Origin of the sequence: Arthrobacter sp. CAN_A2 (genome assembly GCF_015752045.1) — a bacterium.
GTDB lineage: Bacteria > Actinomycetota > Actinomycetes > Actinomycetales > Micrococcaceae > Arthrobacter_D.
The window spans coordinates 22,052-46,869 of sequence record NZ_JADOUS010000001.1 but is presented as its reverse complement, the minus strand read 5'-3'; the positions used below and the strand labels follow the sequence as shown (position 1 = coordinate 46,869).

The window sequence follows — 24,818 nt, the reverse complement described above, 5'->3', positions numbered from 1 at the left end:
GCACCACCCGGCACCACCCCGGGTCTACCGCGTCAGCCGTGTGGAGGCCGCGAGGAAGGCGACCTTCCCGATCAGGACCAGGGCGCCGAGGTCGGCCAGCATCTGGACGATCAGGAGTACCCGGGCCAGTTCAGTGCGCGGCGTGATGTCCCCGAATCCAACGGTGGCGAAGGTCGAGGTGGTGAAGTACAGGGCATCGATCCGGTTGAGCGGTTCGCTGAAGGAGGCGACGTCGGTCACGGACATGGAGACGTACAGCAGCGCGAAGAGGCACAGCAGGATCAGGATCAGTTCGACCACGGCCTCGGCCGCCCGGATCTGGGGGATCTGCGCCCCCATGATCGTCTGCAGTTCGAGGGCCATCGCCGCGAGGAAGATGATGATGACGGCGATCAGCCGGATCCACGCGCCGACGGGATTCGATTCGTTGAATCCGCCGACGGGAATCAGGACATAGGCACCGAGGAGAATGGTGCAGAAAATGATAAGCCGTATGATCGAATTCGCGACGGCACGCCGGCGGCCCGTCTTGTCGAGTTCACGGAAGAATGCCGGGCTACCCTGCCCGATGCTTTTCTCACCCATGGTCGATGGTACATCCGCCGTCCGGTCCCTCTCCGGGCAGGTGCCCGATGTGCGGGCGGTGGCGGCGCCGTCAGGACCTTCGGCCCTTTTGCCGCGCGGTGATCGGTCACCACACTTGTGATACCCAAGCCGCGCCGGTTCGTCTGTCCTCGCGGCGCTTTTCGTATCCTGACAGGAGTGGACAGATGGATTTTTGGGAGAACATTTGGAACGTCATATGGGTGTCCTTCTCGATCATGGTGTTCTTCGCCTATTTGATCGTGTTGTTCCAGGTCATCATTGATCTCTTCCGCGACCGCGAACTCTCCGGCTGGTTGAAGGTGCTCTGGATGATCGGCTTGATCTTCATCCCGTTGATCACCGCGATCGTCTACCTCCTGGCACGCGGACGCGGCATGGCCGACCGCGAACTGGCCAGCAGGCAGGCGGCGCAGGAGTCGATGGACAACTACGTCCGCAGCGTGGCCGTACCGACGTCGGCCGAGGAGATCGCGAAGGCGAAGGAGTTGCTCGAGGCCGGCGCCATCTCGGAGCCGGAGTTCGTGAAGCTGAAGGAACGCGCACTGGCTTCGGCCTGAGCGCACCGGCGATCCCGTCCACCGATCAGTGACCGGAGGACGGGATCACCCATGTGCGGGCCCGGTAGGTCCGGGACGGCAGGGTTCAGGGAGTGCGTGCCGTGGTCCGGGCGATCGGGCTGTGGCCCGAGCAGACCCAGCCCACCGATCCTGTGCGGATGCGCTCGGCGAGGAGCCGCACGGTGTGCGCGGCGATGGGCCTGTCATCGATGAGGGGCGCGTAGAAGTCCCGGACCGCCCCGTCCGCGGACACCCTCGCGGCATCACCCGTGAAGAGGACCCCGCGCCACTGGTAGGCGTAGTGGCCCGCGGTGTGGCCGGGGGTCGGGAAGAACTCGAGCCCGGGGAAGACCTCGCCCGAGCCGGTGAGTTCCCGCACGTCTTCCGGCAGTTCGACACGGGCGATCCGCCGCAGCACCCTCCGGACCCGGGTCTTCGGCTTGATCCGTCCGCGCAGCACGTCGGCGTCGGCGGAACCTATCCAGACGGTCGCGCCGAGCGCGTCCTGGAGTCTCCGCGCCGCCTGGGCGTGGTCGGCGTCGTAGTGGGTGAGGACGATGTCGGTGATCGGGCCCGTCGTCGCCTCGTTGGCCCGCAGCTCCGCCAGGACGCCGTCGGCCCCCGACGCCATGCCGGGATCGATCAGGGCGGCGCGACCGGCGCCGGCCACCACGAAGCCGTGGGAGCCCTTCTGCTGCTCGAGCTCGTGGCAATCCTGGGCGATGAGTCGCATGGTGTCCTTCGGCTGGGTGGGCACGATCGGCCGCACGGCGTGCTCGAACCCTACCAAGGGGGGAGCACCCGCGCGCCTCATGCGAGGAGGCGCAGCACCTTGTCCACGGTGTTGATGTTGCGGGTCGTCGAGTTCTCCGCGTGCCGTGCCCGGGTGAGCAGCTTCGCGAGGGGGACGTCGGTCGACCTGCCTCTCGGCGGGAACCAGGCGATCGCCGCACCGCCGGTGAGGACCACGGGTTGCTCACCGAGGCCGCGGGCCTCGTCGACGAAGGCCGCCCGTTCGTCGGGCCCCGTGAACAGCGTGACGTACGTGTGCGTGTCGGCACGCTCCTGTTCGGGCACCGACGCCGCGATCCCTGCGAGCTCCGCGCGCTCGACGACGATCACGCGCGCCGGATAGCCGAAGCGTGCGCGCAGGGCCTCCTCCACGCGGTCCCTGAGCTGCCCGGCGCCGAGCTCGGACGAGCAGGTGGCGTTGCCGCTCGCGAGGACCGTGGCGACGTCGCCCACCGGAAGGCCTGCCAGGAGCTCGCGGAGGTCCGCCATCCTGAGGGTGACCCCGCCGACGTTCACGCCCCGCAGGAAGATCGCATACCGATGCCGGGGGTCGGGGGCTTCCTCGCCCATCTCAGTCGGCCGCTTTCGCCACGGCGAGCGTGAGCTGGCGCGCGGCGTCAGAGACGACCTCGGCGTGGATGCGGCCGGGCTGGCGGGTGAGGCGTTCCATCGGCCCGGAGATCGACACGGCGGCGATCACCCGGCCGGATGGGCCACGGACCGGGGCAGAGACGGAGGCGACGCCGTTCTCGCGTTCGCCGAGGCTCTGCGCCCACCCGCGGCGCCGCACACCGGCCAGCACGGTGGGCGTGAAGCGTGCGTCCTGCAGGCCCTTGAGCAGGCGGTCGTGGTCCTCCCACGCCAGGAGGCACTGAGCGGCGGAGCCGGCCTTCATGGACAGCTGGGTCCCGACCGGGATGGTGTCGCGCAGACCTACGGGGCGCTCGGCGGACGCCACGCAGACGCGCCACTCGCCCTGCCGGCGGAACAGCTGGGCGCTCTCGCCCGTGGCGTCCCGCAGGCCGAGGAGCACCGGTCCCGCCGAGGCGATCAGGCGGTCCTCGCCGGCGGCCGAGGCCAGCTCCACGAGCCGGCTGCCGAGGACGAAGCGACCCTGCATGTCCCGGCCCACCAGCCGATGGTGGGCGAGGGCCAGGGCCAGCCGGTGCACGGTCGGACGGGCCAGGCCCGTCGAGGCGACGAGCTGGGCGAGGGTGGTGGGCCCGGCCTCGAGGGCGTCGAGCACGAGGGCGGCCTTGTCGATGACTCCGACGCCGCTAGAATTGTCCATAGAATGATATTGCCGTCTCATAATCTGAGACGCAAGCCGCCGCGCTGGCACTCGTCGGCGGGCGCTGGTTGAGTTGACGCACGATGAGTTCCGGCCGCCGCCCCCTCCCGGGACCCGGCCGCCGGACCGGAGAAGAAGGACGATCGGCATGGGCAAGACACTGGCAGAGAAGGTCTGGGACGCACATGTGGTGCGGAAGGGCGACGTCGTCGGGGCGGAAGCGCAGCCGGACCTCCTGTACATCGACCTGCACCTCGTGCACGAGGTCACCTCGCCGCAGGCGTTCGAGGGACTGCGGCTCGCCGGCCGGCCCCTGCGCCGCCCCGACCTGACGATCGCCACCGAGGACCACAACACGCCCACGCTGGACATCGACAAGCCGATCGCCGACCTCACCAGCCGCACCCAGATCGAGACCCTGCGCGCGAACTGCAGGGAGTTCGGTGTGCGGCTCCACTCGCTCGGCGACGCCGAACAGGGCATCGTGCACGTCGTCGGACCGCAGCTCGGCCTCACCCAGCCCGGACTGACCGTCGTCTGCGGCGACTCGCACACCTCCACGCACGGCGCCTTCGGTGCGCTCGCGATGGGGATCGGCACGTCCGAGGTGGAGCACGTGATGGCCACGCAGACGCTGTCGCTCAAGCCGTTCAGGACCATGGGCATCACGGTCGAGGGGACGCTGAAGCCGGGCGTCACCTCGAAGGACATCATCCTCGCCATCATCGCCAAGATCGGGACCGGCGGCGGGCAGGGCTACGTGCTCGAGTACCGCGGCTCGGCCATCCGGTCGCTGTCCATGGAAGCGCGCATGACCATCTGCAACATGTCGATCGAAGCGGGTGCGCGCGCCGGGATGGTCGCCCCCGACGAGACGACGTTCGCCTACCTGGAAGGCCGTCCGCACGCGCCGCAGGGGGCGGACTGGGATGCCGCGGTCGCCGACTGGCGCGAGCTGCGCACCGACGACGACGCCGTCTTCGACGCGGAGGTCTTCCTCGACGCGGACGAGCTGGAGCCCTTCGTCACCTGGGGGACCAACCCGGGCCAGGGGGTCTCGCTCTCGCAGGCCGTGCCGTCGCCCGAGGACTTCTCCGACGAGAACGACAAGGCTGCGTGCAGCCGCGCGCTGGACTACATGGCACTGCAGCCCGGCACGCCCATGAAGGACATCCGGGTGGACACCGTGTTCCTCGGCTCCTGCACCAACAGCCGCATCGAGGACCTCCGCATCGCCGCCGACATCATCAGGGGGCGCGAGAAGGACCCTGCCGTGCGGATGATGGTGGTCCCGGGGTCGGCCCGCGTACGGCTGCAGGCCGAGGCCGAGGGCCTGGACCGCGTCTTCAAGGATTTCGGGGCGGAATGGCGGTTCGCCGGGTGCTCCATGTGTCTCGGCATGAACCCGGACCAGCTGGCGCCGGGGGAGCGCTGTGCGTCGACCTCGAACCGGAACTTCGAGGGCCGCCAGGGCAAGGGCGGCCGGACCCACCTGGTCTCACCCGTCGTGGCCGCCGCGACGGCGGTGCGCGGTACCCTCAGTTCGCCGTCGGACCTCCCCCCGCGACCCGACGACGCCGGTGCCCGCGGCACGGGCTCCCACGCCGCCCCGTCCACCGTCACCGCAGCCTAGGAGCCCGCCATGGAGAAGATCACCACGCACACCGGCATCGGCGTCCCGCTGCGCCAGAGCAACATCGACACCGACCAGATCATCCCGGCCGTCTACCTCAAGCGCATCACGCGCACGGGGTTCGAGGACGCGCTCTTCGCCGGCTGGCGCAAGGACGAGGACTTCATCCTCAACCGCGAGCCCTACTCCCGGGGTTCCGTGCTGGTCGCCGGGCCCGATTTCGGTACCGGGTCCTCGCGCGAGCACGCCGTCTGGGCGCTGAAGGACTACGGGTTCAGGGCCGTCCTGTCATCGCGCTTCGCGGACATCTTCCGCGGCAACTCGGGCAAGCAGGGGCTCGTCGCGGCGCAGGTCGCCCAGGACGACATCGAGCTCATCTGGAAGATCCTGGAGAACGAGCCCGGCGCGACCGTCACGGTGGACCTCCAGGCGCGCATGGTGCACTGCGGTTCCGTGAGCGCGCCCTTCCAGCTCGACGACTACACACGGTGGCGCCTGCTCGAGGGACTCGACGACATCGGTCTGACCCTCCGGCAGGAGGAGCACATCACGGCGTTCGAGGCCCACCGGCCGTCCCACAAGCCGACCACCCTCCCCGTGCGCACCTGACGCCCCGCGCCGGCCGAGTCCGGGCGCCCCGGGATGCGATCTGCTGTCGCGCATCTCACGGGCCGCGCCCTGGGCCGGGCGGAATGGAGGCGTAACCCGGGAGGTTCCTGTAGGGGAGCAGGGAGTGCACCCAGTACCCTTGTTTTTTGTCTGCCCGAGGGTGCTCCTATGCTTGGAGGGGGTATTTTCGGGTTCGCGGGGGTTCAACGTATGAGGGAAACAGGTATTCATGGGTAGCGTTCTGACCATCCGAGGCGGCATTCCGCTGACGGGCAAGGTCCTCGTGCGTGGGGCGAAGAATCTGGTACCGAAGGCGATGGTCGCCTCGCTGCTGGGCAACACGCCGTCCGTCCTCCGCAACGTCCCCGAGATCAAGGACGTCGACGTCGTCACCAGCCTGCTGCAGCTGCACGGCGTCAAGGTGACGAAGGATCCCATCACCGGGGACCTCACGATGGACCCGAGCGACGCGAAGATGGCGCGCTCCAAGGACATCGACGCACACGCCGGCGACTCGCGCATCCCCATCCTCTTCTGCGGGCCCCTGATGCACAGCATCGGCGAAGCCTTCATCCCCGACCTCGGTGGCTGCAAGATCGGCGACCGGCCGATCGACTACCACATGGAGGTCCTCCGCAACTTCGGGGCCGTCGTCGACAAGCGCCCGGGTGGCATCTCCATCTCCGCGCCCAAGGGCCTGCACGGCGCCAAGCTCACGCTGCCGTACCCCAGCGTCGGGGCCACCGAGCAGGTGCTCCTGACCGCGGTCCGCGCCGAGGGCATCACCGAGCTCTCCGGTGCCGCCGTCGAGCCCGAGATCATGGACCTGATCGCCGTCCTGCAGAAGATGGGCGCGATCATCACGGTGCAGACGGACCGCGTCATCCGCATCGAGGGCGTCGAGGAACTGACCGGCTACAACCACAAGGCCATCTCGGACCGCAACGAGACCGCGTCGTGGGCGTCCGCCGCGCTCGTCACCAAGGGTGACATCTACGTCGAGGGCGCCCGCCAGCTCGACCTCACGGCCTTCCTCAACACGTACCGCAAGATCGGCGGCGCCTTCGACGTCGACGACGACGGCATCCGCTTCTACCACCCGGGCGGACCCCTGAAGCCGCTCGTCCTCGAGACGGACGTCCACCCCGGCTTCATGACGGACTGGCAGCAGCCGCTCGTCGTCGCCCTGACGCAGGCCACCGGCGTCTCCATCGTGCACGAGACGGTGTACGAGAACAGGTTCGGCTTCACCGAGGCGCTGCTGCGCATGAGCGCGAACATCCAGGTCCACCGCGAGTGCCTCGGCAGCGTCCCGTGCCGCTTCGGTCAGCGGAACTTCCTGCACTCGGCAGTGATCTCGGGTCCCACGCAGCTGCACGGCACGGACATCGACATCCCGGACCTGCGGGGAGGGTTCAGCCACCTCATCGCCGCCCTCGCCGCCGACGGCGTCTCCCGCGTCACCGGCATCGAGCTCATCAACCGCGGCTACGAGCGCTTCCAGGACAAGCTCGAGGGCCTCGGCGCGGACTTCGATGTCACGGAGGACGCCCCGGCTGTCGCCGTGGCACTCGCGTAGGCGGCCCGGCAATGGGGGAGTCACGGGGCTCACGCGCGATGTACACGTTCCTCGGCCTGTGGGTGAGGCCGGTCATGAACGCTCTGATGGCCAAGGAATGGCGGGGGCAGGAGAAACTCCCGCGTGGCACGGGCATGATCGTGTGCCCCAACCACCTCACCGAGATCGACCCTGTGGTCGTCTCGCACTTCCTCTACAACCAGGGCGTCATGCCACGCTTCCTCGCGAAGGCGACCCTGTTCGAGGTGCCGGTGGTGGGGTTCATCCTGCGGACCATCAAGCAGGTGCCGGTCGAGCGCACCTCCGCGGGGGCCAACCGCTCGCTCGAGGCTGCCCGCGCGGCACTCGCCGATGGCGGGGGGATCATCATCTACCCCGAGGGCACGCTCACGAGGGACCCGGACATGTGGCCCATGAAGGGCCGCACCGGGGCAGCCCGCCTGGCCCTGCAGACCGGCGCGCCCGTGGTGCCGATCGCCCACTGGGGGGCCCAGGAGGTCTTCCCGCGCTACGCGAAGCGCTTCCACCTGTTCCCCCGCAAGCGGGTCCGCGTGCTCGTCGGTGACCCGGTCGACCTCTCCGAGTTCCGGGACGCCCCGCTGACCAAGACGACGCTCGACGGCGCCACCGACCGCATCGTCGATGCCATCACGGTCCTGCTGGCCGAACTGAGGGGCGAGGAGCCCCCCGCCGAGCGCTGGGATCCGGCCCGGAAGCACCAGAAGCTCACGGGCCGCGACTTCGAAGTCCCTTCCGAGGGTTCTTCCCAGGGCGCTTCCGAGGGAGACGACGACGCCGGACACGGCACACCGAAGCCGGGAGATCCGCGATGACGACCGAACCACGCAGCGAGCGACCCGCGAAGATCGCCGTCCTCGGCTCCGGCAGCTGGGGCACCACGTTCGCCAAGGTGCTCGCCGACGCGTCCCCGGAGACCCCGGTCATGCTGTGGTCCCGACGGCCCGACGTGGCCGCCGAGATCACCGCCGATCACCGCAACGGGCGCTACCTCGGCGAGACACGGCTCCCCTCGAACATCACGGCGTCGTCCGACGTCGGAGCCGTCCTCGCCGGGAGCGACCTCGTGGTCCTCGCCGTGCCCGCCCAGTCCCTGCGCGCGCAGCTTCCGGCATGGCGTCCCCTGCTCGCGCCCCACGCCGTCGTCGTCTCCCTGATGAAGGGCCTCGAGGTCGGCACCGACGCCCGCATGAGTGAGGTGATCGCCGAGGAACTCGCGCTGCCCGCAGAGCGGATCGCCGTGCTCTCGGGTCCGAACCTCGCCCTCGAGATCGCCAGGGAGGAGCCGACGGCGTCCGTCGTCGCCTGTGTGGACCACGACACGGCCGCGTGGATCGCCTTGGCCTGCACCGCCTCCTACTTCCGTCCCTACACCTCCACGGACGTGATCGGCGTGGAGATCGGCGGCATCGTGAAGAACGTGATCGCCCTCGCCGTGGGCATGTGCGAGGGCCGCCGCATGGGCGACAACACCAAGGCCTCCGTGATCACGCGCGGCCTCGCCGAGACGACCCGCCTGGCCGTGGCCCTCGGAGGACTCCGGGAGACGATGGCCGGTCTCGCCGGTATGGGGGACCTCATCGCCACCTGCTCGTCGTCGCTGTCGCGGAACCACACCGCCGGACACCTGCTGGGGCAGGGACTGAGCCTCGACGAGGTGACGGCCAAGATGAACCAGACCGCCGAAGGCATCAAGTCCGCCCAGGCCGTCCTGGACGCCGCCATCCAGCACGGCGTCGACATGCCCATCACCGCGGGCGTGGTGGCCGTCCTCCAGGGACGGCTGTCCGTCGACGACCTCGGGCCGCGCCTGCTGGCCCGCAACCTCAAGCCGGAAGGCGATCACACCCCGTGACCACCGTGTCCACTGCGCCCACCGAGGCCCCGGCCCGTCCCGGCAAGGTCCGCGTCCTCGTCCTCTTCGGCGGACGCTCGAGTGAGCACGCCGTGAGCTGCGTGACCGCGGCCGGCGTCCTCGAGGCGATCGACCGCACCCGCTACGAGGTCGTGCCCGTGGGCATCACGCGCTCCGGGCAGTGGTCCCTGGTCTCCGCCGACCCGTCGGCGTGGTCCCTGCGCTCCGATGTCCTGCCCGAGGTCACCGCGACCGAGCACGCCGTGGTCATGGGCTCCGCCGTCGACGGCGGGACGGGCCAGGAGCTGCTCATCGCCGCCCCCGGGTCCGTACCCGAGAGCCTCGGCGGCGTCGACGTCGTGCTGCCGCTCCTGCACGGTCCGTTCGGCGAGGACGGCACCCTGCAGGGCATGCTGGAGATGGCGGACATGCGCTATGTCGGTGCCGGGGTCCTGGCGTCCGCCGTCGGCATGGACAAGCACTACATGAAGGTGGTGTTCGAGGCCGCCGGGCTGGATGTCGGCCCGTACGACGTCGTCACCGACCGCCAGTGGCGCACCGATCCCGAGGGCAGCCTGCGACGCGCCGCCGCGCTCGGCTTCCCGCTGTTCGTGAAGCCCGCCCGCGCCGGCTCCTCCATGGGGATCAGCAGGGTCGACGACGCCGACGGGATCCGGGCGGCCATCGAGGCCGCGCGCGTGTTCGACCCGAAGGTGATCATCGAGGCCGGGATCGAGGGGCGCGAGATCGAGGTGGCGGTCCTGCAGGGACGCGGAGTCGACGCCCCCCGCACGTCGCTGCCCGGTGAGATCGCGATGCAGCCGGGCGACCACGCCTGGTACGACTTCGAGGCGAAGTACGTGGACGGCGCCGCCGCCGAGCTGACGTGCCCCGCGGACCTCCCGGCGGACGTCATCGCCCGCGTGAGGCTCCTGGCCGCCGACGCGTTCGATGCGATCGGCGGGGAGGGGCTGTCCCGCGTGGACTTCTTCTACACCCCGGACGGACGCCTGGTGATCAACGAGATCAACACGATGCCCGGCTTCACGCCCATCAGCATGTACCCGCAGATGTGGGCGAAGTCCGGGCTCGGCTACACCGAGCTGATCGACGAGCTGATCGGGCTGGCGCTGGAGCGGGGCACCGGCCTGCGCTGAGTCTCTGCCACGCGCGCCGGTGAGTCTCTGCCACGCGCGCCGGTGACTCTCTGCCGCGCGCGCCGCTGATGCCCACTCGGTTGACCGTGCCGGTGGGCATCGCCGAGGATGCCCACCGGGTTGGCCGGGCCGTCGGGCAGAACAGCGTGCCGATGCGGCGCTCAGGCCACCAGGAGCACCCCGAGGAGTGAACCTCCGGCGAGCAGGATGGTCGAGAGCGCACCGACAACGGCGAAGCGGCCTCCGGTGCGCAGCAGGCGGCGGACGTCGATGCCCGCACCGAGACCGAACATCCCGGCGGCCAGCAGGATCGTCGTGACCGTCCGGCCCGTCTCCAGCACCGGCTCCGGCACGATCCCGAGGCTCCGCAGGGCTACCATCGCCACGAACCCCAGGACGAAGAGCGGCACCACGGGCGGACGGCGCGTGCTCCCCGGCGCTGTGCCCGCCGTATCGGCCGGGTCTCCGTCTCCCGTCCCGGTCGCCTGGTCCGCGTCCAGCCGGGCGGCACGCCGGCGTTCGCCCAGGCTCGCCAGGGCCGCGACCGGTGCCAGCATCAGGACGCGGCCGAGCTTGACCACGGTGGCGACGGCGAGCGCCGCGGTTCCGGCCGTCCCCGCGACGGCCACGACCTGCGCCACCTCGTGGACGGCGAGTCCGGACCACACCCCGAACCTGTGATCGCTCAGCCCGAGCAGCCCGCCCAGTACGGGGAGGACGACGATCATCAGCGACCCGTAGAGGGTGACCATCGCGACAGCGCCGGCGGTCTCGTCGTCGTCGGCGTTCACGACGCCCTGGAGGCCCGCGATGGCGGAGGCCCCGCAGATCGAGAACCCGGCGGCCATGAGCGTAGCGCCGGCGCGCGTGAGCCCGAGCCGCAGGCCCAGCTGGAGCGTGAGGACGTAGCTCAGCGCCACGCACGCGACGATCAGGCCGAGGACCGGGAGTCCGAGCTCCACGATGTCGGGCAACGCGAGCTGGAGACCCAGGAGGACCACGCCGGCCCGCAGGAGCTTCTTCGTCCCGGCCGTCACGCCGGGTCGGAGGGCCGGGGCATACAGGGAGGAGTTGGCGAGCAGCACGCCGAGCACCAGCGCGATCACCAGCGGGCCCAGGACGGACTGCAGTACTCCGAGCCAGACGGCGACGGCTACTCCTGCGGCGACCACGGCCAGCCCCGGCAGCACCGACCCGGCCCGCGCCCGCGCGAGGGTGGAACGGTCGGGGGCTGATGGCATGGCAGGGCTGCTTTCGGGCTCAGGGGGAGGGGACGTAGCTCTCGGTCATTGTTCCACGGGGAAGGGAGCAGTACCGTCTTCACCCGACTCGGTCCAGCAGCTTCTCGAGGTGCTGACATGTCCACTGTCCTCTTCGCCACACTCGATGCGGGCGGCAATGTCCCGCCGGCGCTCCCGATCGGCCTCGAGCTGATGCGGCGGGGGCATTCCGTCCGGTTCATGGGTCATCCCGCCCAGGCGGAGAGCATCGAAGCCGACGGAGTCGAGTTCATCCCGTACCGATCCGCGGCGCCCTCGACGCAGCCGCGAAGGAAGGGACTGCGACGGACCGTTCCGGCGCACCCCCATGTCCGTGCTGGCGCGGCTGAAGGGAATCGGCCCGCGGCGCGGCTGCTCGAAGACGTCCTCCGGCGGGCCGCAGCCTAACCCGCCTCGCGTGGGCGGAAGGCCGATCGGCGCGTCAGGGCAGGGTTGGCTCCGCGACCGGCAGCGTTGACACCCGCTCCCGGGCCTGTCACCGTCACCGCATGCAGATCGGTATTCTGGGAAGCGGGATCGTCGGCCGGACCCTGGGGTCGGCCCTCGTCCGGCAGGGCCACGACGTCGCCCTGGGGTCGCGGACGCCCGACAGACCGAACGGCCGGCACTGGGGGGCGGGTGCACGTGGCGCGGTCCATGTCGGCTCCTACGCCGACGCGATCCGTGGCGCCGACCTGGTCATCAATGCGACGCCGGGCCTGGTGTCACTGAGCGTGGTCGGCGAACTGGATCCCGGGGCCCTGGACGGCGTGGTCCTGCTCGACGTGGCGAACACGCTGGATTTCTCCGCCGGTATGCCGCCCACCGTCAGCGGCTCCGCCGACGACAGCCTGGCGGAGCGGATCCAGCGGGCCCTCCCCGGGGCCAGGGTGGTCAAGGCGCTTAACACGATGACGGCGGCCGTGATGGTGGAACCGGGGCTGCTCGAGGGACACCACACCGTCTTCGTCAGCGGTAACGCCGCCGACGCGAAGGCCCTCGTGACCGGCCTGCTCGCCGGCTTCGGCTGGCCCGCCGAGGACATCTTCGACCTGGGTGCCCTCGAGACCGCGCGAGCCACCGAAGCCCTGATGCCACTGTGGTTGAGGATCTGGGGGGCGATCGGCACCCCGGTGTTCAACGTCGCCGTCGTCCGGTGACCCCCGCCGGGCGCTTGGCCCTCTCCTCGGTGCGCCCGTTCCGCTCTGCAGGCCGGGGTGGTCCATGGGCATCAGCGGTGATGCCCACCGGGCGCGGGCGGCCAGTGGGCGGAACGGTAGCGGGCTAGAGGATCCAGTCCGTCAGTGCGCTGGGAGTCCCGAACCGGTGCGCCGTGATGCTGATCGCCTGCTCCTGCAGGAACGGCAGCAGCTCGACCCGCCCCGACTCGGTGACCGGCTGCGCGTACACCGCGAGATCGGGACGCCCGCCGGTCGCCTCCGCGAGGGCCGACGCCCCGCCGCCGATCAGCCGCACGCGGCGTGCCGTCAGCGACGCCGCCCGAGCCAGCCAGGCGTCGTCGTCCTCGATGGTGACGCCCTCCGCCTGCGCCAGGACGACGGACCGGAGCGCGATCGGGAGTTCGACGCCGCTCGACACGAGGACCGGGGCACCGGCGGCACGCGCGGCGAGCAGCACGCGCACGAGGTCGGCGACGGGCGCGCCCGCCGCGAGGCGGACGGTCACGGGATGCGCGAGGTAGCGGAACAGGTTCCGTTCCGCCGCGAGCCCCGAGACGTCCTTCACGCAGCCGAACTCGCTCGTCCACGCTGCGGCGTCGGAGGCCGCGGCACGGTCGAGGCGGGCGACGTCGGCCTCCGGCAGGCCGGCCGCCCGGGCGGCCGTGAGCAGGGGCACGACGACGGGCAGCGGGCTGCCGTGTGCCTGCGACTCCTTCGGGGCCCAGGTGCCGAGGCCCACGAGATAGTTGGGGCCTCCCGCCTTGGTGCCCGCACCGACGGCGGACTTCTTCCAGCCGCCGAAGGGCTGGCGCTGGACGATCGCTCCCGTGATGCCCCGGTTGACGTAGAGGTTGCCGGCCTGCACGCCGTCGATCCAGGTGGCGATCTCCCCGCTGTCCAGGGAGTGGATGCCCGAGGTGAGGCCGTAGTCGATGTCGTTCTGCAGGGCGATGGCCTCCTCGAGCGTGGCGGCGGTCATGACGCCGAGGATCGGGCCGAAGTACTCCGTGAGGTGGTAGGTGGACCCGCGCCGCACACCGGTGCGGACGCCGGGGCTCCACAGGCGGCCGGAGTCGTCGAGCTGCCGGGGCTCGATGAACCAGGACTCGCCCTCACCGAGCGTCGTGAGCCCGTCCAGGAGCTTGCCGGTCGCGGGCTCGATGACGGGACCCATCTGCGTGCCCGGATCGGACGGGTAGCCGACGGTGAGTGAGGAGACGGCGTCGAGCAGCTGGTTGCGGAAGCGCTGCGAGGTGGCCACGCTGCCCACGAGGATGACCAGGGAGGCAGCGGAGCACTTCTGGCCGGCATGGCCGAAGGCTGACTGCGCGACGTCCTTCGCGGCGAGGTCGAGGTCCGCGCTGGGGGTGACGATGACGGCGTTCTTGCCGGAGGTCTCGGCGAGCAGCGGCAGGTCGGCCCGGAAGGAGCGGAACAGCTCGGCGGTCTCGTAGCCGCCGGTGAGGATCACGCGGTCCACGCGGGGATCGGCGAGGAGCCGGCGTCCGAGGTCGCCCTCGTCGAGGTGCGCGAGGTGCAGGACCTCCCGCGGCACGCCCGCGGCCCACAGGGCCTCGACCATGACGGAGCCGGAGCGCCGCGCCTGCGGGGCGGGCTTGATGATCACGGCGGACCCGGCGGCGAGGGCGGCGAGGGTGGAGCCCGCGGGGATCGCGACCGGGAAGTTCCACGGCGGCGTCACCACGGTGAGCCGGACGGGGGAGAAGGACGCGCCGTCGACGTCGTCGAGCTCGCGGGCGCGCTCGGCGTAGTAGTGGGCGAAGTCCACGGCCTCGGAGATCTCGGGATCGGCCTGGTCGAGCGTCTTGCCGGTCTCGGCGGCCATGACCTCCATGAGGTCGGCCCGGTGCGCCTCCAGCGCGTCGCCGGCCCGGTGCAGGACGGCGGCACGCTCGGCGCCCGTCAGGGAGCCCCAGGATGCCGACGCGGCGACGGCGTCCGCGATGGTGTGCTCCAGGTCCTCCTCGCGGGTCAGGGTGGTCGCGGCGACGACGTCGTCCCCCAGTTCGGAGGTGGCCACCCGGTCCAGGATCGCCCGGCCCCAGGCACGGTTCGCCGGGAGGGAGGGATCGGTGTCGGGCGTGTTGGAGAATCCGGCCCCGGAATGGGCCGGGGCGGGGGCGCCGCGGTCCTGGCGCCGGTTCGGCGCGGGGATGGTCGTGTCGAGCTCCTCCAGGGAGGCGAGGAAGCGGTTCTTCTCGCGGTCGAAGAGGGACTCGTTCTCCGTGAGCTCGAACACCGCGGACATGAAGTTGTCCTGGCTCGCGCCCTCCTCGAGGCGGCGGATGAGGTAGGCGATGGCGACGTCGAACTCGCCCGGGTGCACCACGGGCGTGTAGAGGAGCAGCGAACCGACGTCACGCTTCACGGCCTCGGCCTGCCCCTGCGCCATGCCGAGGAGCATCTCGAACTCGATGCCGTGACGGACGCCGCGCTCGCCGGCGAGGAGCCAGGCGAAGGCGAGGTCGAAGAGGTTGTGGCCGGCGACGCCGATGCGCACGTTGTCGATGCGGCCCGGCTGCAGGGCGTAGTTCAGGACGCGCTTGTAGTGGGTGTCCGAGTCCTGCTTCGATCCCCAGGTGGCGAGCGGCCAGTCGTGGAGGGACGACTCCACCTGCTCCATCGGGAGGTTGGCGCCCTTGACCACGCGGACCTTGATGCCGGCGCCGCCCCGGGCCCGCCGGGCGGCGGCCCACTCCTGCAGGCGGATCATCGCGGCCAGGGAGTCGGGGAGGTACGCCTGCAGGACGATGCCCGCCTCGAGATGCGTGAACTCGGGCCGGTCGAGGATGTCCATGAAGACCGCGATCGTCAGGTCGAGGTCCTTGTACTCCTCCATGTCGAGGTTGATGAACGTGGGTGTCTCGGCCTGCGCCGCGAGCGTGTACAGGGGGGCGAGCTTCTCCGCGACGTGCCGGACTGCCTCGTCGAAGGCCCAGGCGGGGTGCGGGGCGACCGTCGAGGAGACCTTGATGGAGACGTAGTCGACGTCGGGCCGCTCGAGCAGGCGGACCGTGCCGGCGAGGCGGCGTTCGGCCTCGTGGTCGCCGAGGACGGCCTCGCCGAGCAGGTTGATGTTCAGGCGGACGCCCTCGCGCCTGATTTTCCCGATCGAGCGGCCGAGCCGGGCATCGGAGGCGTCGATGATGAGGTGCCCCACCATCTCGCGCAGCACGCGGCGGGCGATGGGGATGACCACCCGGGGCAGGACGGGGGCGACGGCGGCGCCGACCTTCACGGCGGAGCGCATGTACCAGGGGAGGAAGGCGGGTACCTTCGGCGCGATGGCCGCGAGGTTCCGGGCCGCGACGGAGAGGTCCTCCGGGCGGATCACGCCGTCCACGAAGCCGACCGTGAAGGCCAAACCGTTCGGGTCCTTCAGGACACCGGCGAGCTGCTGGGCCGACGAATCGACAGGGACCTTCGATGCCTCGGTCAGCCACCGCCGCACCAAAGCGATTGCCTCGTCCGGCAGCGCTGCCGGGATGTCCGTGGTGCTGCCGGGGCCGGCGGAGAAGGAGGCGGGCTCGACGTCGGTGCTCGGGTCGGCGATCGACGGGCTCGGGGACGCCGGGGTGGTGGCGGTGGCCTCGCGGGGTGGGATCTGGGTTGTCATGGCAACGGCTTTCGGTTGGTCGGCTCGCGCCGGGCACAGGATGACGCAGCTACTTCAACCCCAGTATCGGGCGCACCGTACCATTAGGAAAAGCGATGATTACCGAACGGTATCCATCAGCAGGACCGAACGAATGGGGACTCGATGCTCGACCTGCGCAGGCTCCGGCTGCTCCGTGAACTGAAGATCCGGGGGACCCTCGCGGAGGTCGCCGCGGCCCTGAGCTACAGCCCGTCCTCCGTGTCGCAGCAGCTCGCCCTGCTCGAGAAGGAGGTGGGCGTCCAGCTGCTGCGGAAGACCGGGCGCCGCGTGGTCCTCACGCCCCAGGCCGAGGTCCTCGTCGCCCACACCGCGGAACTGCTGGAGACCCTCGAACGGGCCGAGGCCGATCTCGCCGCCTCGCTGACCACCGTGTCCGGGACGGTCCGCGTCGCGGTGTTCCAGTCGGCCGCGCTCGCCCTGATGCCGGATGCCCTGACCGCCATGACCCTCGACTATCCGGACGTCCGCGTGGAGATGGTGCAGCGCGAGCCGGAGACCGCCCTCTACGAGACCTTCGCCCGGGACTTCGACCTCGTGATCGCGGAGCAGTACCCGGGGCATGCCGCTCCCCGCCACCCCGAACTCGACCACGTGGCGCTGACGCAGGACGCCATCCAGCTCGCCGTGCCCCTGGCAGGCCACCGCTATGCCGGCATCTCGTCGGTAGCGGAGGCAGAAGGCGCGGCCTGGGTGATGGAACCACGGGGAGCGGCGTCGCGGCACTGGGCCGAGCAGGCGTGCCGGCGCGCCGGCTTCGAACCCGACGTACGGTACGAGACGGCGGACCTGCAGGCGCAAATCCGGCTCATCGAGTCCGGCAACGCGGTCGCGCTCATGCCGGAGCTGGTCTGGACGGGCCGGAACGTGCCCGTGCGGCTGCTCGATCTCGCCGAGGACCCGCGGCGCTCCATCTTCACCTCGGCGCGCCGTGCGGGTGCGCGGCGGCCCGCCGTCCTCGCCGTCCGCGAGGTCCTGGACCGCGCCGCCGCCGACGTCCGACGGCCCTCCGTCCTGCAGGAAGCGCAATAAAAGGCCGCGGCCACCCGTTGTCCTGAGCACACCTGCTTTTCGCGTCACCACGCTCCGCTCCTAAGGTTGTCCCATGTCCCTGCAGTCCACGCACCACGCATCAGCACCCGTGCCGGCCACCATCGAGAGGGTGGTCGAGACCGTGCTGCCCACCAGGCACGGGACCTTCCGCATGATCGGCTACCGGGACGGCGAGGGCACGGAGCACGTGGCCCTCGCGCAGGGGATCGACGACGCCGCGCACGGTCCGGCCGAGGCGCCGCCCCTGGTCCGCGTCCACAGCGAATGCCTCACCGGGGACGCTTTCGGGTCCTGGCGCTGCGACTGCGGGGAACAGCTCGACGCCGCGCTCGCAGCGATCGCCGAGGAGGGACGCGGCGTCCTGGTGTACGTCCGCGGGCACGAGGGCCGCGGCATCGGACTGCTCGCCAAGCTCAAGGCCTACGCCCTGCAGGACCAGGGTGTTGACACCGTGGACGCGAACACCGCGCTGGGACTGCCCATCGACGCCCGGCGCTACGACCAGGCGGCCGAGATCCTGCAGGACCTTAGCATCCGCGCGGTCCGCCTGCTCTCCGGCAACCCCGCCAAGGAGGAGGCGCTCGAGGATCTCGGGATCGACGTCGTCGAGCGCCGCGGCCTCGCCGTGTCGGAGCGATCGGAGAATGCCGGTTATCTTGCGACGAAGCGCGCCCGCATGCGGCACGACGCACCGCCGTCCGCCGATGCCTGGAGCGCCCTGCTCGACGGCGCCGTGCCCCCGGCCCCCGCGCCGGGCGAGGCGGAGGAGCTGACCCACCGTTACGGCTACCTCGCGGGGGCGTCCGGGCAGCTCGTCGTCGGACAGCTGCGGCAGAGCCTCGACGGGTTCATCGCCTCACGCTCGGGGGACTCGGGCTTCCACGAGGACCGCGGCGACCACGGGCACCTGCAGCGCCTGCGCGCGCTCGTCGACGCCGTCGTGGTCGGGGCGTCGACCGTCCTCGCCGAGGACTGCTCGCTGGCGGTGCGCGACGTGCCCGGCAGCAGCCCCGTGCGGGTGGTCCTGGACGCGTCGGCGAAAGTGGGGGCGGGGGTGCGGGTCCTGGCCGACGACGGCGTGCCCACGCTCTGGATCATCGGCGCCCACGCGGTGGTCCCCGACGGCCTGCCGTCCTCCGTGGAGGTGGTGCGGTTGCCGGCGGAGGGTTTCGCGCCCCAGCGGATCCTGGACGTCCTGCAGGCGAGGGGACTGGAGAAGGTCCTCATCGAAGGTGGCGGCAACACCGTGTCGCGCTTCCTCGAGGCGGGGCTGCTGGACCGCCTGTACCTCACCACGGCGCCGGTGCTCGTGGGGGACGGCGTTCCCGGCATCCGCTTCACCGGATCCGATGCGATCGCCGAGGCCCGTACCGCACCCGTGCGGCGCTTCGTCTTCGGCCAGGATATCTGCACCGAGTTCAACTTCGCCGGCGCACGGTAGGCCGTTCGCCTGATCCCACTCCCCGGACCCGTCGTGCGGGAAGGGTCGACCATTCCCGCACGACCGGCGCGGAGGGTGGAATCAGCGGGGGTCAGGAGTCGCTGACCCGCTTGCTCTTGCCCTGCAGCCGGTCGATGTGCTCGGAGGCCTCGGCCTTGTTGATGTCGGCGGGGATCTCCTCGCCGGCTTCGCGTGCCAGCGTGTCGAGGTAGCTCCGCTGTGCCGCCGTCATCGGCTCGTCGCCGGTGACCCAGTCGGAGGGATCGCGCTCGAAGCCGCCCTCGGGCTCGGATTTCGGGCTTCCCAGTGTGTCTGCCATGTGAGTTCCTCTTCGTCGTGAACAGCGTGAGCCATCAGTGTACTTACTGTCTCTGACACCCCTGTCGAGTGGGGCCGTTGGTGCGCCGGCTACGCACCCTTGCGTGACGTGCGAACCGGTACTGCGTAGGCACGGTTCCTGTTTCCAAGTACCTGCCTCAGCACAGACGGGGTTAAACGAGTAGGCCCTCTCCAACCTCCGGTACATCCCACTCCTGTTCACGAGTCGCCGTCTTCCTAGTGTCGAAAGCAGGTCTTTTGTCACATTTGCTGGGGAAAAGGATGGCACCACCGTGGCTTCTCGAACGCACGCTTTCATCATCAGGGTCATACATCTGCTGGGTAGCCCCAGGGTCGGATCGGGACGACGGAGAAGCGTACGTCGAGTACCCGCCCTCCTGATGGTGCTTCTGCTCGTCGTCGGATGCGGAACCGTAGGGCCCGCGGCCACAGGTCCGGCCGGCTCCCACGTGCACGGAGCCGCTCTCGCCGGCCCGAACGGGTCGTCACTCTCGACCCAACTGCATCACAGCACGGTGCTTCCGGCCGCGTTGGTGGAGCCCGCTCCCGCTCCTCTGCCGCGCACGGGGTGGACGGCCACGGCCAGTGATGCGGAGACCGCGCGGGTGAACAACGGTGCCGCCAATGTCCTGGACGGTGATACGGCGACAATCTGGCACACCAGGTACTCGCCGGCGCCGGCGGCTCCGCTGCCGCACTCCATCACGATCGACACGAAGGCGGCGCGCGGTATCGCGGGCCTCGCCTACCTGCCGCGTCCGGACGGTGGGAACGGGCGAATCGGGAGCTTCGACATCCGGGTGAGCGTCGACGGTGTCACATGGAGCCAGCCGGTGGCGAACGGGACGTGGGCGGACACCATCGCCGAGAAGACGGCCACCTTCACGGCAGTGAGCGCCCGGTACGTCCGGTTGACAGCGACCTCCGAGGCCGGCAATCGTGGCCCCTGGAGCAGCGCCGCGGAGATCAACCTCTTCGCGGGCGATCCGGCCCCTGCCGCCGGGGTGCTGCCGCGGGCGGGGTGGACGGCCACGGCCAGCGACGCGGAGATCGCGCGGGTGAACAACGGTGCGGCCAACGTGCTCGACGGCAGCACGGCCACGATCTGGCACAGCAGGTACTCGCCGGCGCCGGCGGCACCGCTGCCGCACTCCATCACGATCGACACGAAGGCGGCACGGGGCATCGCGGGCCTTCAGTATCTTCCGCGCCCCGACGGTGGGAACGGGCGGATCGGGAAGTACTCGATCGAAGCCAGCTCCGACGGCACCACCTGGAGCGTCCTCACCACGGGCACCTGGTCGGACACCATCGCTGAGAAGACGGCCACCTTCACGGCGGTGAGCGCCCGGTACGTCCGGTTGACCGCGACCTCCGAGGCCGGCAATCGTGGCCCCTGGAGCAGCGCCGCGGAGATCAACCTCCTCGGCGGTGAACCGGCCCCTGCAACCGGTGTGCTGCCGCGGGCGGGGTGGACGGCCACGGCCAGTGATGCGGAGACCGCGCGGGTGAACAACGGTGCCGCCAATGTCCTGGACGGTGATACGGCGACGATCTGGCACACCAGGTACTCGCCGGCTCCGGCGGCTCCGTTGCCGCATTCCATCACGATCGACACGAAGGCGGCGCGGGGCATCGCGGGCCTGACGTATCTTCCGCGTCCCGACGGCGGGAACGGGCGGATCGGCAAGTACTCGATCGAGGCCAGCTCCGACGGGATCACCTGGAATGTGCTCGCCACGGGCACCTGGGCGGATACCGGTGTTGAGAAGACGGTGGACTTCACCGCGGTCAGCGCCCGGTACGTCCGGTTGACCGCGACCTCCGAGGCGGGCAACCGGGGCCCCTGGAGCAGCGCCGCAGAGATCAACCTCCTCGGCCCCTCGGCGGGATCGTCGGCGGGGTCTTCCGCAGGATCCTGGGGTCCCACCATCAACTTCCCCCTCGTGCCGGCGGCCGCGGCCATCCTGCCCGGCAACAAACTGCTGACCTGGTCCTCCTACTCTCCGACCACGTTCGGGGGCAGCAGGGGGTACACCCAGACATCCATCCTCGATATCGCCACGGGCAAGGTGACCCAGGCCCAGGTCTCCAACACCGGCCACGACATGTTCTGCCCGGGCACCTCGATGCTGCCCGACGGGACGATCATGGTCACCGGCGGCAGCAACAGTTCGAAGACGAGCCTGTACAACCCGACGACGAATGCCTGGACCCCCGGGCCGGACATGAAGATCGCACGGGGCTACCAGAGCAACGTGACCACCTCCACCGGGGAGGTCTTCACCATCGGCGGATCCTGGTCCGGCGGCGCCGCCGCGAAGAACGGGGAGATCTGGTCCGCAGCAGGCGGCTGGCGGACGCTGCCGAACGTGGGGGTCGACAGCATCCTGACCGACGATCCCCGGGGCCAGTACCGTTCCGACAATCACGCCTGGCTGTTCGCCGCTCCCGGTGGTCGGGTCTTCCACGCCGGGCCGAGCCGCAGGATGAACTGGATCTCCACCACCGGCAACGGCAGCATCACCGATGCCGGCCTGCGGTCCGATAGCGCGGACGCGATGAATGGCGATGCAGTGATGTACGACGTCGGCAAGATCCTGACCGTGGGCGGCGCAACTGCCTATTCGGATGCTCCCGCCACCGCCCGGGCCTACACCATCGACATCAACGACGGAGTCCGCGTGGACCGGACCGAGGACATGGCGGTCACGCGGTCGTTCGCGAACGGTGTCGCCCTGCCCGACGGCCAGGTGTTCGTCGTCGGAGGCCAGGCCACCCCCGTCCCGTTCACCGACACGGACGCCCGGATGGCTCCGGAGATCTGGAACCCGGAGACCGGCAAGTGGACCATGATGGCCCCGATGGCCGTTCCCCGGACCTATCACAGCGTCGCACTGCTGCTTCCCGACGGCAGGATCTTCGTGGGTGGCGGCGGGCTGTGCACCAACTGCACGAAAACGAACCATCTGGACGGGGAGATCTTCACGCCTCCCTACCTGCTGAACGCCGACGGCAGCGAGCGCGCGCGGCCGGCCATCGTCGCCGCACCGACGACCGCCGCGGTCGGCAGCACCGTCGCCATCACCACCGGTTCGCCGGTCACCGAGTTCTCCCTTGTACGGATGAGCACGGTGACCCATACCGTGAACACGGACCAGCGGCGCATTCCGCTGACCGCGACCTCGGTGAATGGCAACACGTCGTCGCTGACGCTGCCGGCGGACCCCGGGATCCTCGTGCCGGGCAACTACATGCTCTTCGCGATGGATGACAACGGGGTGCCCAGCGTCGCGTCGACTATCTCGATCAAGTGACGGAGGGGACGCCCGCGATCGACGGGCGTCCCTTGCGGAGAGACCGCTGGGGGTTCCTGGTCGCGGATCGGACGTCCGGCTATCACACCAAGGGCGGCTGCCGGTGCTTTTCCGTCGGCCCTGGGGTTCGGCCTGCGGCCCTGGTGGAGGATGATCACACGGCGCGATGGGTGGGTGTTGAGTTGGCGGGTGCGCCTAGGGTGTCGGCCATCTCCCACCAGAGCCGGTTCACCTCGAAGTACCGGTCGGTGGAGTCGAGCGGCTTCGCCCACGGCTTGTCGATGATGTAGTGGATGTTCTTCACCGACGCCGGATCCCAGACCGACGGGTGCTGGTGCGGCAGGGTCTTCAGCGCGTTATATACGTAGGGCAGCGGTAGCCAGCGGTCCCGGTAAAACTCGTTGAGGAAGTCCTGTTCGGCGAACGGGTAGCGAGACAGGTCGTCCACGGCCGCCAGCCGCCCTACCATGTCGGCGAAGACGGCCTGATCGGGCGATAACACGAGGAAGCCGCCGTTCAGGTAGTTGTCCGTCGCGCCCGGTTCGGTGACGTGGTCGCCGCCCCGACAGTGCGTGTAGAAGCAGGTCTGGGGTGTCCAGCTCGGCGGATAGCTCGCGATCCGGTTGGGGTTGCACCGGCAGGCGTGGCAGGCGGCGATGGCGCCGTCGGCCAGGTCCAGCGAGAACAGCTCGTCCATGTTCCGGGTCACCAGCATGTCGGCGTCCAGGAAGACCACGCGCTCGAACTCCGTGAGACCCCAGACGGCCAGCTTGGTCCACACCTCCGCGAACCGGGCGTTGGCGTAGCTGTCCGCCGATCCCCCGGCGGGACGCAACGGTGCTACGTCGCGCAGGAGGCACCCGTCGTCCTGCAGGATGCGCCGGGCCTGCTCGTCGATCCCCTCGGTCACCATGACGACGAGGGGGGTGGTGCTGCCGGAGCGCGCCAGCGAGGCCCTCAGCGTCCGGACCCCGATCAGGTAGTCGGGTTGAGTCAGCAAGGTCACCCAGGCGTTCATCGGTGGTGCTCCTGTCCTAGTGGCCGGGTCGGGTCAGTCGAGTAGCGCAACGGTGAAGGCATTCGCGAAGCGGTGCTCCGGGTCCAGCGCCTCGCGCACCCGGCGGAAGGCTTCCCACCGGGGGTAGAGCGCCGGCCAGTCGTAGAGGGACTCGTCGAAGTACTTGCCCCAGTGGGGCCGGCCACCCTCCTCGGCCAGGACCCGTTCCACTGCCCGGAGGAAGCTATCGCCCTCCTCGGACAGCGAACCGTCGGCCGCGTAGTAGACCACGAAGCCGAAGTAGCAGGTGTCCTGGCCGTGGGACGGGCTCAGCCATCCGTCGGACGGGCCGGTGCAGCGGAGGATCACCGGATAGTGCATCCGCGGGCGCGTCTCAGCGTGCCAGTCCTTGATCTTCCTGATCACCGCTCCGGCACGGGCGAGCGGGACGCCGATCTCGACGTTGATCTGGGGGGTCGCGATCCCCCGGCAGAACACCTGGTAGATGTCACCCGTGACGTCGGTGAAGTCCCGGAAGCGTGACACCGTGCGGAGCGACTTGCCGTTGTCGGCAACACCCTTGCTGTCGTCGCGCAGATGCTGCAGCGTGGACTCCACGGTGCTGTTCATGGACGCATCGGTCGTCGCGTATTCCACGAGCTGACTGCCGCCCGCCCGGTACCGGGACACCTCGTCCTCGGACGCCTCGTTGGCGGTCCACACCTGGACCTGATTCTCCTGCGGGAACCACCACGCCTTGACCAGGATGTTCTCCCGATTCCAGGTCTCCAGGTCCGTCTCGAGCGTGCCGGCGTCGACGGCCTTCTTCACGCAGGTGTAAATCATGGACTCCCGCGCACGCAACGTCACGGCGGTGATCACACCCAGTGAACCGAGGCCGAGCTGGACGGCGGGGAAATCAGGGTGGTCATGGTGGAACTCCGCGACCGTGCCGTCGGCCAGTACCATGCGGATGGCCAGCGCGGCGCCGGCGATCGAGCTCTGCTGCAGGCCTTGACCGTGGGTTCCCGTGGACAGGGCGCCGGCCAGCGTCTGCTCGGCGATCACCCCGGGCGAGGCGTCCAGCATCTGCCCTCGTGCGGTGAGGAACGCGTACACCTCGGCCAGGGACGTCGAGCCGGCGAAGGTCGCTGTGTCATCGGTGCTGGAGATCAGTCCGCTGAGACTGCTCAGGTCCAGGAGCGTGCCGGCCCCGTCCGCGACCTCGATCATCCTGCCGGGCGACATTCGGTTCCCGATCATCCGGACCCGGCCGTCACTGGTGGACAGGAAGTCGCACAGCTCCGCCTCGGTGGCCGGCGCGACGACCGAGCCGGGCGGACCCAGGCGGGAGTTCCTGGCCCAGTTGCGGAGCCGGGTGTCCTCACCGGTGAACTCCGGCTCCTGGTGGGGGTAGGCGAGCTGTGTGATGGCCATGACGTGTCTCCTGTAGAAGTT

The 24,818-nt window shown here is 70.1% G+C and carries 21 protein-coding genes; 12 read left to right on the top strand and 9 right to left on the bottom strand.

The window, feature by feature from the left end; genetic code table 11:
- Positions 1 to 24 precede the first annotated feature (24 nt).
- Positions 25 to 585 (bottom strand): potassium channel family protein, encoded by a 561-nt coding sequence (locus IWX63_RS00200; protein WP_199276154.1) that lies wholly within the window; start codon positions 583 to 585, stop codon positions 25 to 27.
- Positions 586 to 770: 185 nt separating this feature from the next.
- Between IWX63_RS00200 and IWX63_RS00195 the strand changes: the two genes are divergently transcribed.
- Entirely contained in the window at positions 771 to 1,163 is a 393-nt protein-coding gene (locus IWX63_RS00195) for an SHOCT domain-containing protein (RefSeq protein ID WP_199276153.1), read from the top strand.
- Between the two features lie 85 nt (positions 1,164 to 1,248).
- Here IWX63_RS00195 and IWX63_RS00190 read toward each other — a convergent pair whose 3' ends face one another.
- From IWX63_RS00190 to IWX63_RS00180, 3 genes are all read right to left on the bottom strand, one after another.
- On the bottom strand, positions 1,249 to 1,896 hold the full coding sequence (locus tag IWX63_RS00190) for an MBL fold metallo-hydrolase (RefSeq protein ID WP_199276152.1): 648 nt from the start codon (positions 1,894 to 1,896) through the stop codon (positions 1,249 to 1,251).
- 77 nt (positions 1,897 to 1,973) lie between these two features.
- A complete protein-coding gene (locus IWX63_RS00185) occupies positions 1,974 to 2,525 on the bottom strand; it encodes a DUF1697 domain-containing protein (RefSeq protein ID WP_199276151.1) in 552 nt (183 codons plus the stop codon).
- 1 nt (position 2,526) lies between these two features.
- A complete protein-coding gene (locus tag IWX63_RS00180; protein WP_043445906.1) occupies positions 2,527 to 3,246 on the bottom strand; it encodes an IclR family transcriptional regulator in 720 nt (239 codons plus the stop codon).
- A gap of 148 nt (positions 3,247 to 3,394) precedes the next feature.
- Here IWX63_RS00180 and leuC point away from each other — a divergent pair, with 148 nt between their 5' ends.
- The 6 genes from leuC to IWX63_RS00150 all read left to right on the top strand — a co-directional run bounded on the left by leuC (position 3,395) and on the right by IWX63_RS00150 (position 10,097).
- Complete coding sequence (gene leuC / locus IWX63_RS00175) at positions 3,395 to 4,879, top strand: 3-isopropylmalate dehydratase large subunit (protein WP_199276150.1); 1,485 nt, start codon at positions 3,395 to 3,397, stop codon at positions 4,877 to 4,879.
- 9 nt (positions 4,880 to 4,888) lie between these two features.
- A complete protein-coding gene (gene leuD, locus IWX63_RS00170; RefSeq protein WP_199276149.1) occupies positions 4,889 to 5,488 on the top strand; it encodes a 3-isopropylmalate dehydratase small subunit in 600 nt (199 codons plus the stop codon).
- A gap of 229 nt (positions 5,489 to 5,717) precedes the next feature.
- Positions 5,718 to 7,067 carry a UDP-N-acetylglucosamine 1-carboxyvinyltransferase gene (gene murA, locus IWX63_RS00165; protein ID WP_199276148.1) on the top strand — a complete coding sequence of 450 codons (1,350 nt, stop codon included), beginning with the start codon at positions 5,718 to 5,720 and terminating at the stop codon, positions 7,065 to 7,067.
- An 11-nt stretch (positions 7,068 to 7,078) separates the two neighbouring features.
- Positions 7,079 to 7,900, top strand: coding sequence for a lysophospholipid acyltransferase family protein (locus tag IWX63_RS00160; protein ID WP_199276147.1), 822 nt, complete (start codon positions 7,079 to 7,081; stop codon positions 7,898 to 7,900).
- Positions 7,897 to 8,940: an NAD(P)H-dependent glycerol-3-phosphate dehydrogenase gene (locus IWX63_RS00155; RefSeq protein ID WP_199276146.1), complete on the top strand. Its 1,044-nt coding sequence runs from the start codon at positions 7,897 to 7,899 to the stop codon at positions 8,938 to 8,940. Before IWX63_RS00160 ends, IWX63_RS00155 begins: the two co-directional genes overlap by 4 nt.
- A 5-nt stretch (positions 8,941 to 8,945) precedes the next feature.
- On the top strand, positions 8,946 to 10,097 hold the full coding sequence (locus IWX63_RS00150) for a D-alanine--D-alanine ligase family protein (RefSeq protein ID WP_199276492.1): 1,152 nt from the start codon (positions 8,946 to 8,948) through the stop codon (positions 10,095 to 10,097).
- A 161-nt stretch (positions 10,098 to 10,258) separates the two neighbouring features.
- Here the strand turns inward: IWX63_RS00150 and IWX63_RS00145 are convergent, their stop codons facing one another.
- Positions 10,259 to 11,338 carry a YeiH family protein gene (locus IWX63_RS00145; RefSeq protein ID WP_199276145.1) on the bottom strand — a complete coding sequence of 360 codons (1,080 nt, stop codon included), beginning with the start codon at positions 11,336 to 11,338 and terminating at the stop codon, positions 10,259 to 10,261.
- A 117-nt stretch (positions 11,339 to 11,455) separates the two neighbouring features.
- Here IWX63_RS00145 and IWX63_RS00140 point away from each other — a divergent pair, with 117 nt between their 5' ends.
- Positions 11,456 to 11,764, top strand: a complete 309-nt coding sequence (locus IWX63_RS00140) for a hypothetical protein (protein ID WP_199276144.1) — start codon at positions 11,456 to 11,458, stop codon at positions 11,762 to 11,764.
- A 101-nt stretch (positions 11,765 to 11,865) separates the two neighbouring features.
- Positions 11,866 to 12,516, top strand: a complete 651-nt coding sequence (locus IWX63_RS00135) for an NADPH-dependent F420 reductase (RefSeq protein ID WP_199276143.1) — start codon at positions 11,866 to 11,868, stop codon at positions 12,514 to 12,516.
- 124 nt (positions 12,517 to 12,640) lie between these two features.
- On the opposite strand, the gene IWX63_RS00130 is transcribed toward IWX63_RS00135, so the two are convergent.
- Positions 12,641 to 16,174: a bifunctional proline dehydrogenase/L-glutamate gamma-semialdehyde dehydrogenase gene (locus tag IWX63_RS00130; RefSeq protein WP_199276142.1), complete on the bottom strand. Its 3,534-nt coding sequence runs from the start codon at positions 16,172 to 16,174 to the stop codon at positions 12,641 to 12,643.
- Positions 16,175 to 16,318: 144 nt separating this feature from the next.
- Between IWX63_RS00130 and IWX63_RS00125 the strand changes: the two genes are divergently transcribed.
- Positions 16,319 to 17,245: a LysR family transcriptional regulator gene (locus IWX63_RS00125; protein ID WP_199276141.1), complete on the top strand. Its 927-nt coding sequence runs from the start codon at positions 16,319 to 16,321 to the stop codon at positions 17,243 to 17,245.
- Between the two features lie 73 nt (positions 17,246 to 17,318).
- Positions 17,319 to 18,707, top strand: a complete 1,389-nt coding sequence (gene ribA / locus IWX63_RS00120; protein WP_199276140.1) for a GTP cyclohydrolase II — start codon at positions 17,319 to 17,321, stop codon at positions 18,705 to 18,707.
- A 91-nt stretch (positions 18,708 to 18,798) separates the two neighbouring features.
- Here the strand turns inward: ribA and IWX63_RS00115 are convergent, their stop codons facing one another.
- The gene (locus IWX63_RS00115; RefSeq protein WP_043445882.1) at positions 18,799 to 19,026 is read right to left on the bottom strand and encodes a DUF3072 domain-containing protein; all 228 of its coding nucleotides are present in this window, start codon (positions 19,024 to 19,026) and stop codon (positions 18,799 to 18,801) included.
- 400 nt (positions 19,027 to 19,426) lie between these two features.
- On the opposite strand from IWX63_RS00115, the gene IWX63_RS00110 reads away from it, so the two are divergent.
- Positions 19,427 to 22,363, top strand: a complete 2,937-nt coding sequence (locus IWX63_RS00110) for a discoidin domain-containing protein (protein ID WP_334685511.1) — start codon at positions 19,427 to 19,429, stop codon at positions 22,361 to 22,363.
- Between the two features lie 154 nt (positions 22,364 to 22,517).
- On the opposite strand, the gene IWX63_RS00105 is transcribed toward IWX63_RS00110, so the two are convergent.
- Entirely contained in the window at positions 22,518 to 23,369 is an 852-nt protein-coding gene (locus IWX63_RS00105; RefSeq protein WP_199276138.1) for a glycosyltransferase family 8 protein, read from the bottom strand.
- 45 nt (positions 23,370 to 23,414) lie between these two features.
- A complete protein-coding gene (locus IWX63_RS00100; RefSeq protein ID WP_199276137.1) occupies positions 23,415 to 24,797 on the bottom strand; it encodes a D-arabinono-1,4-lactone oxidase in 1,383 nt (460 codons plus the stop codon).
- Between the last annotated feature and the right edge of the window lie 21 nt (positions 24,798 to 24,818).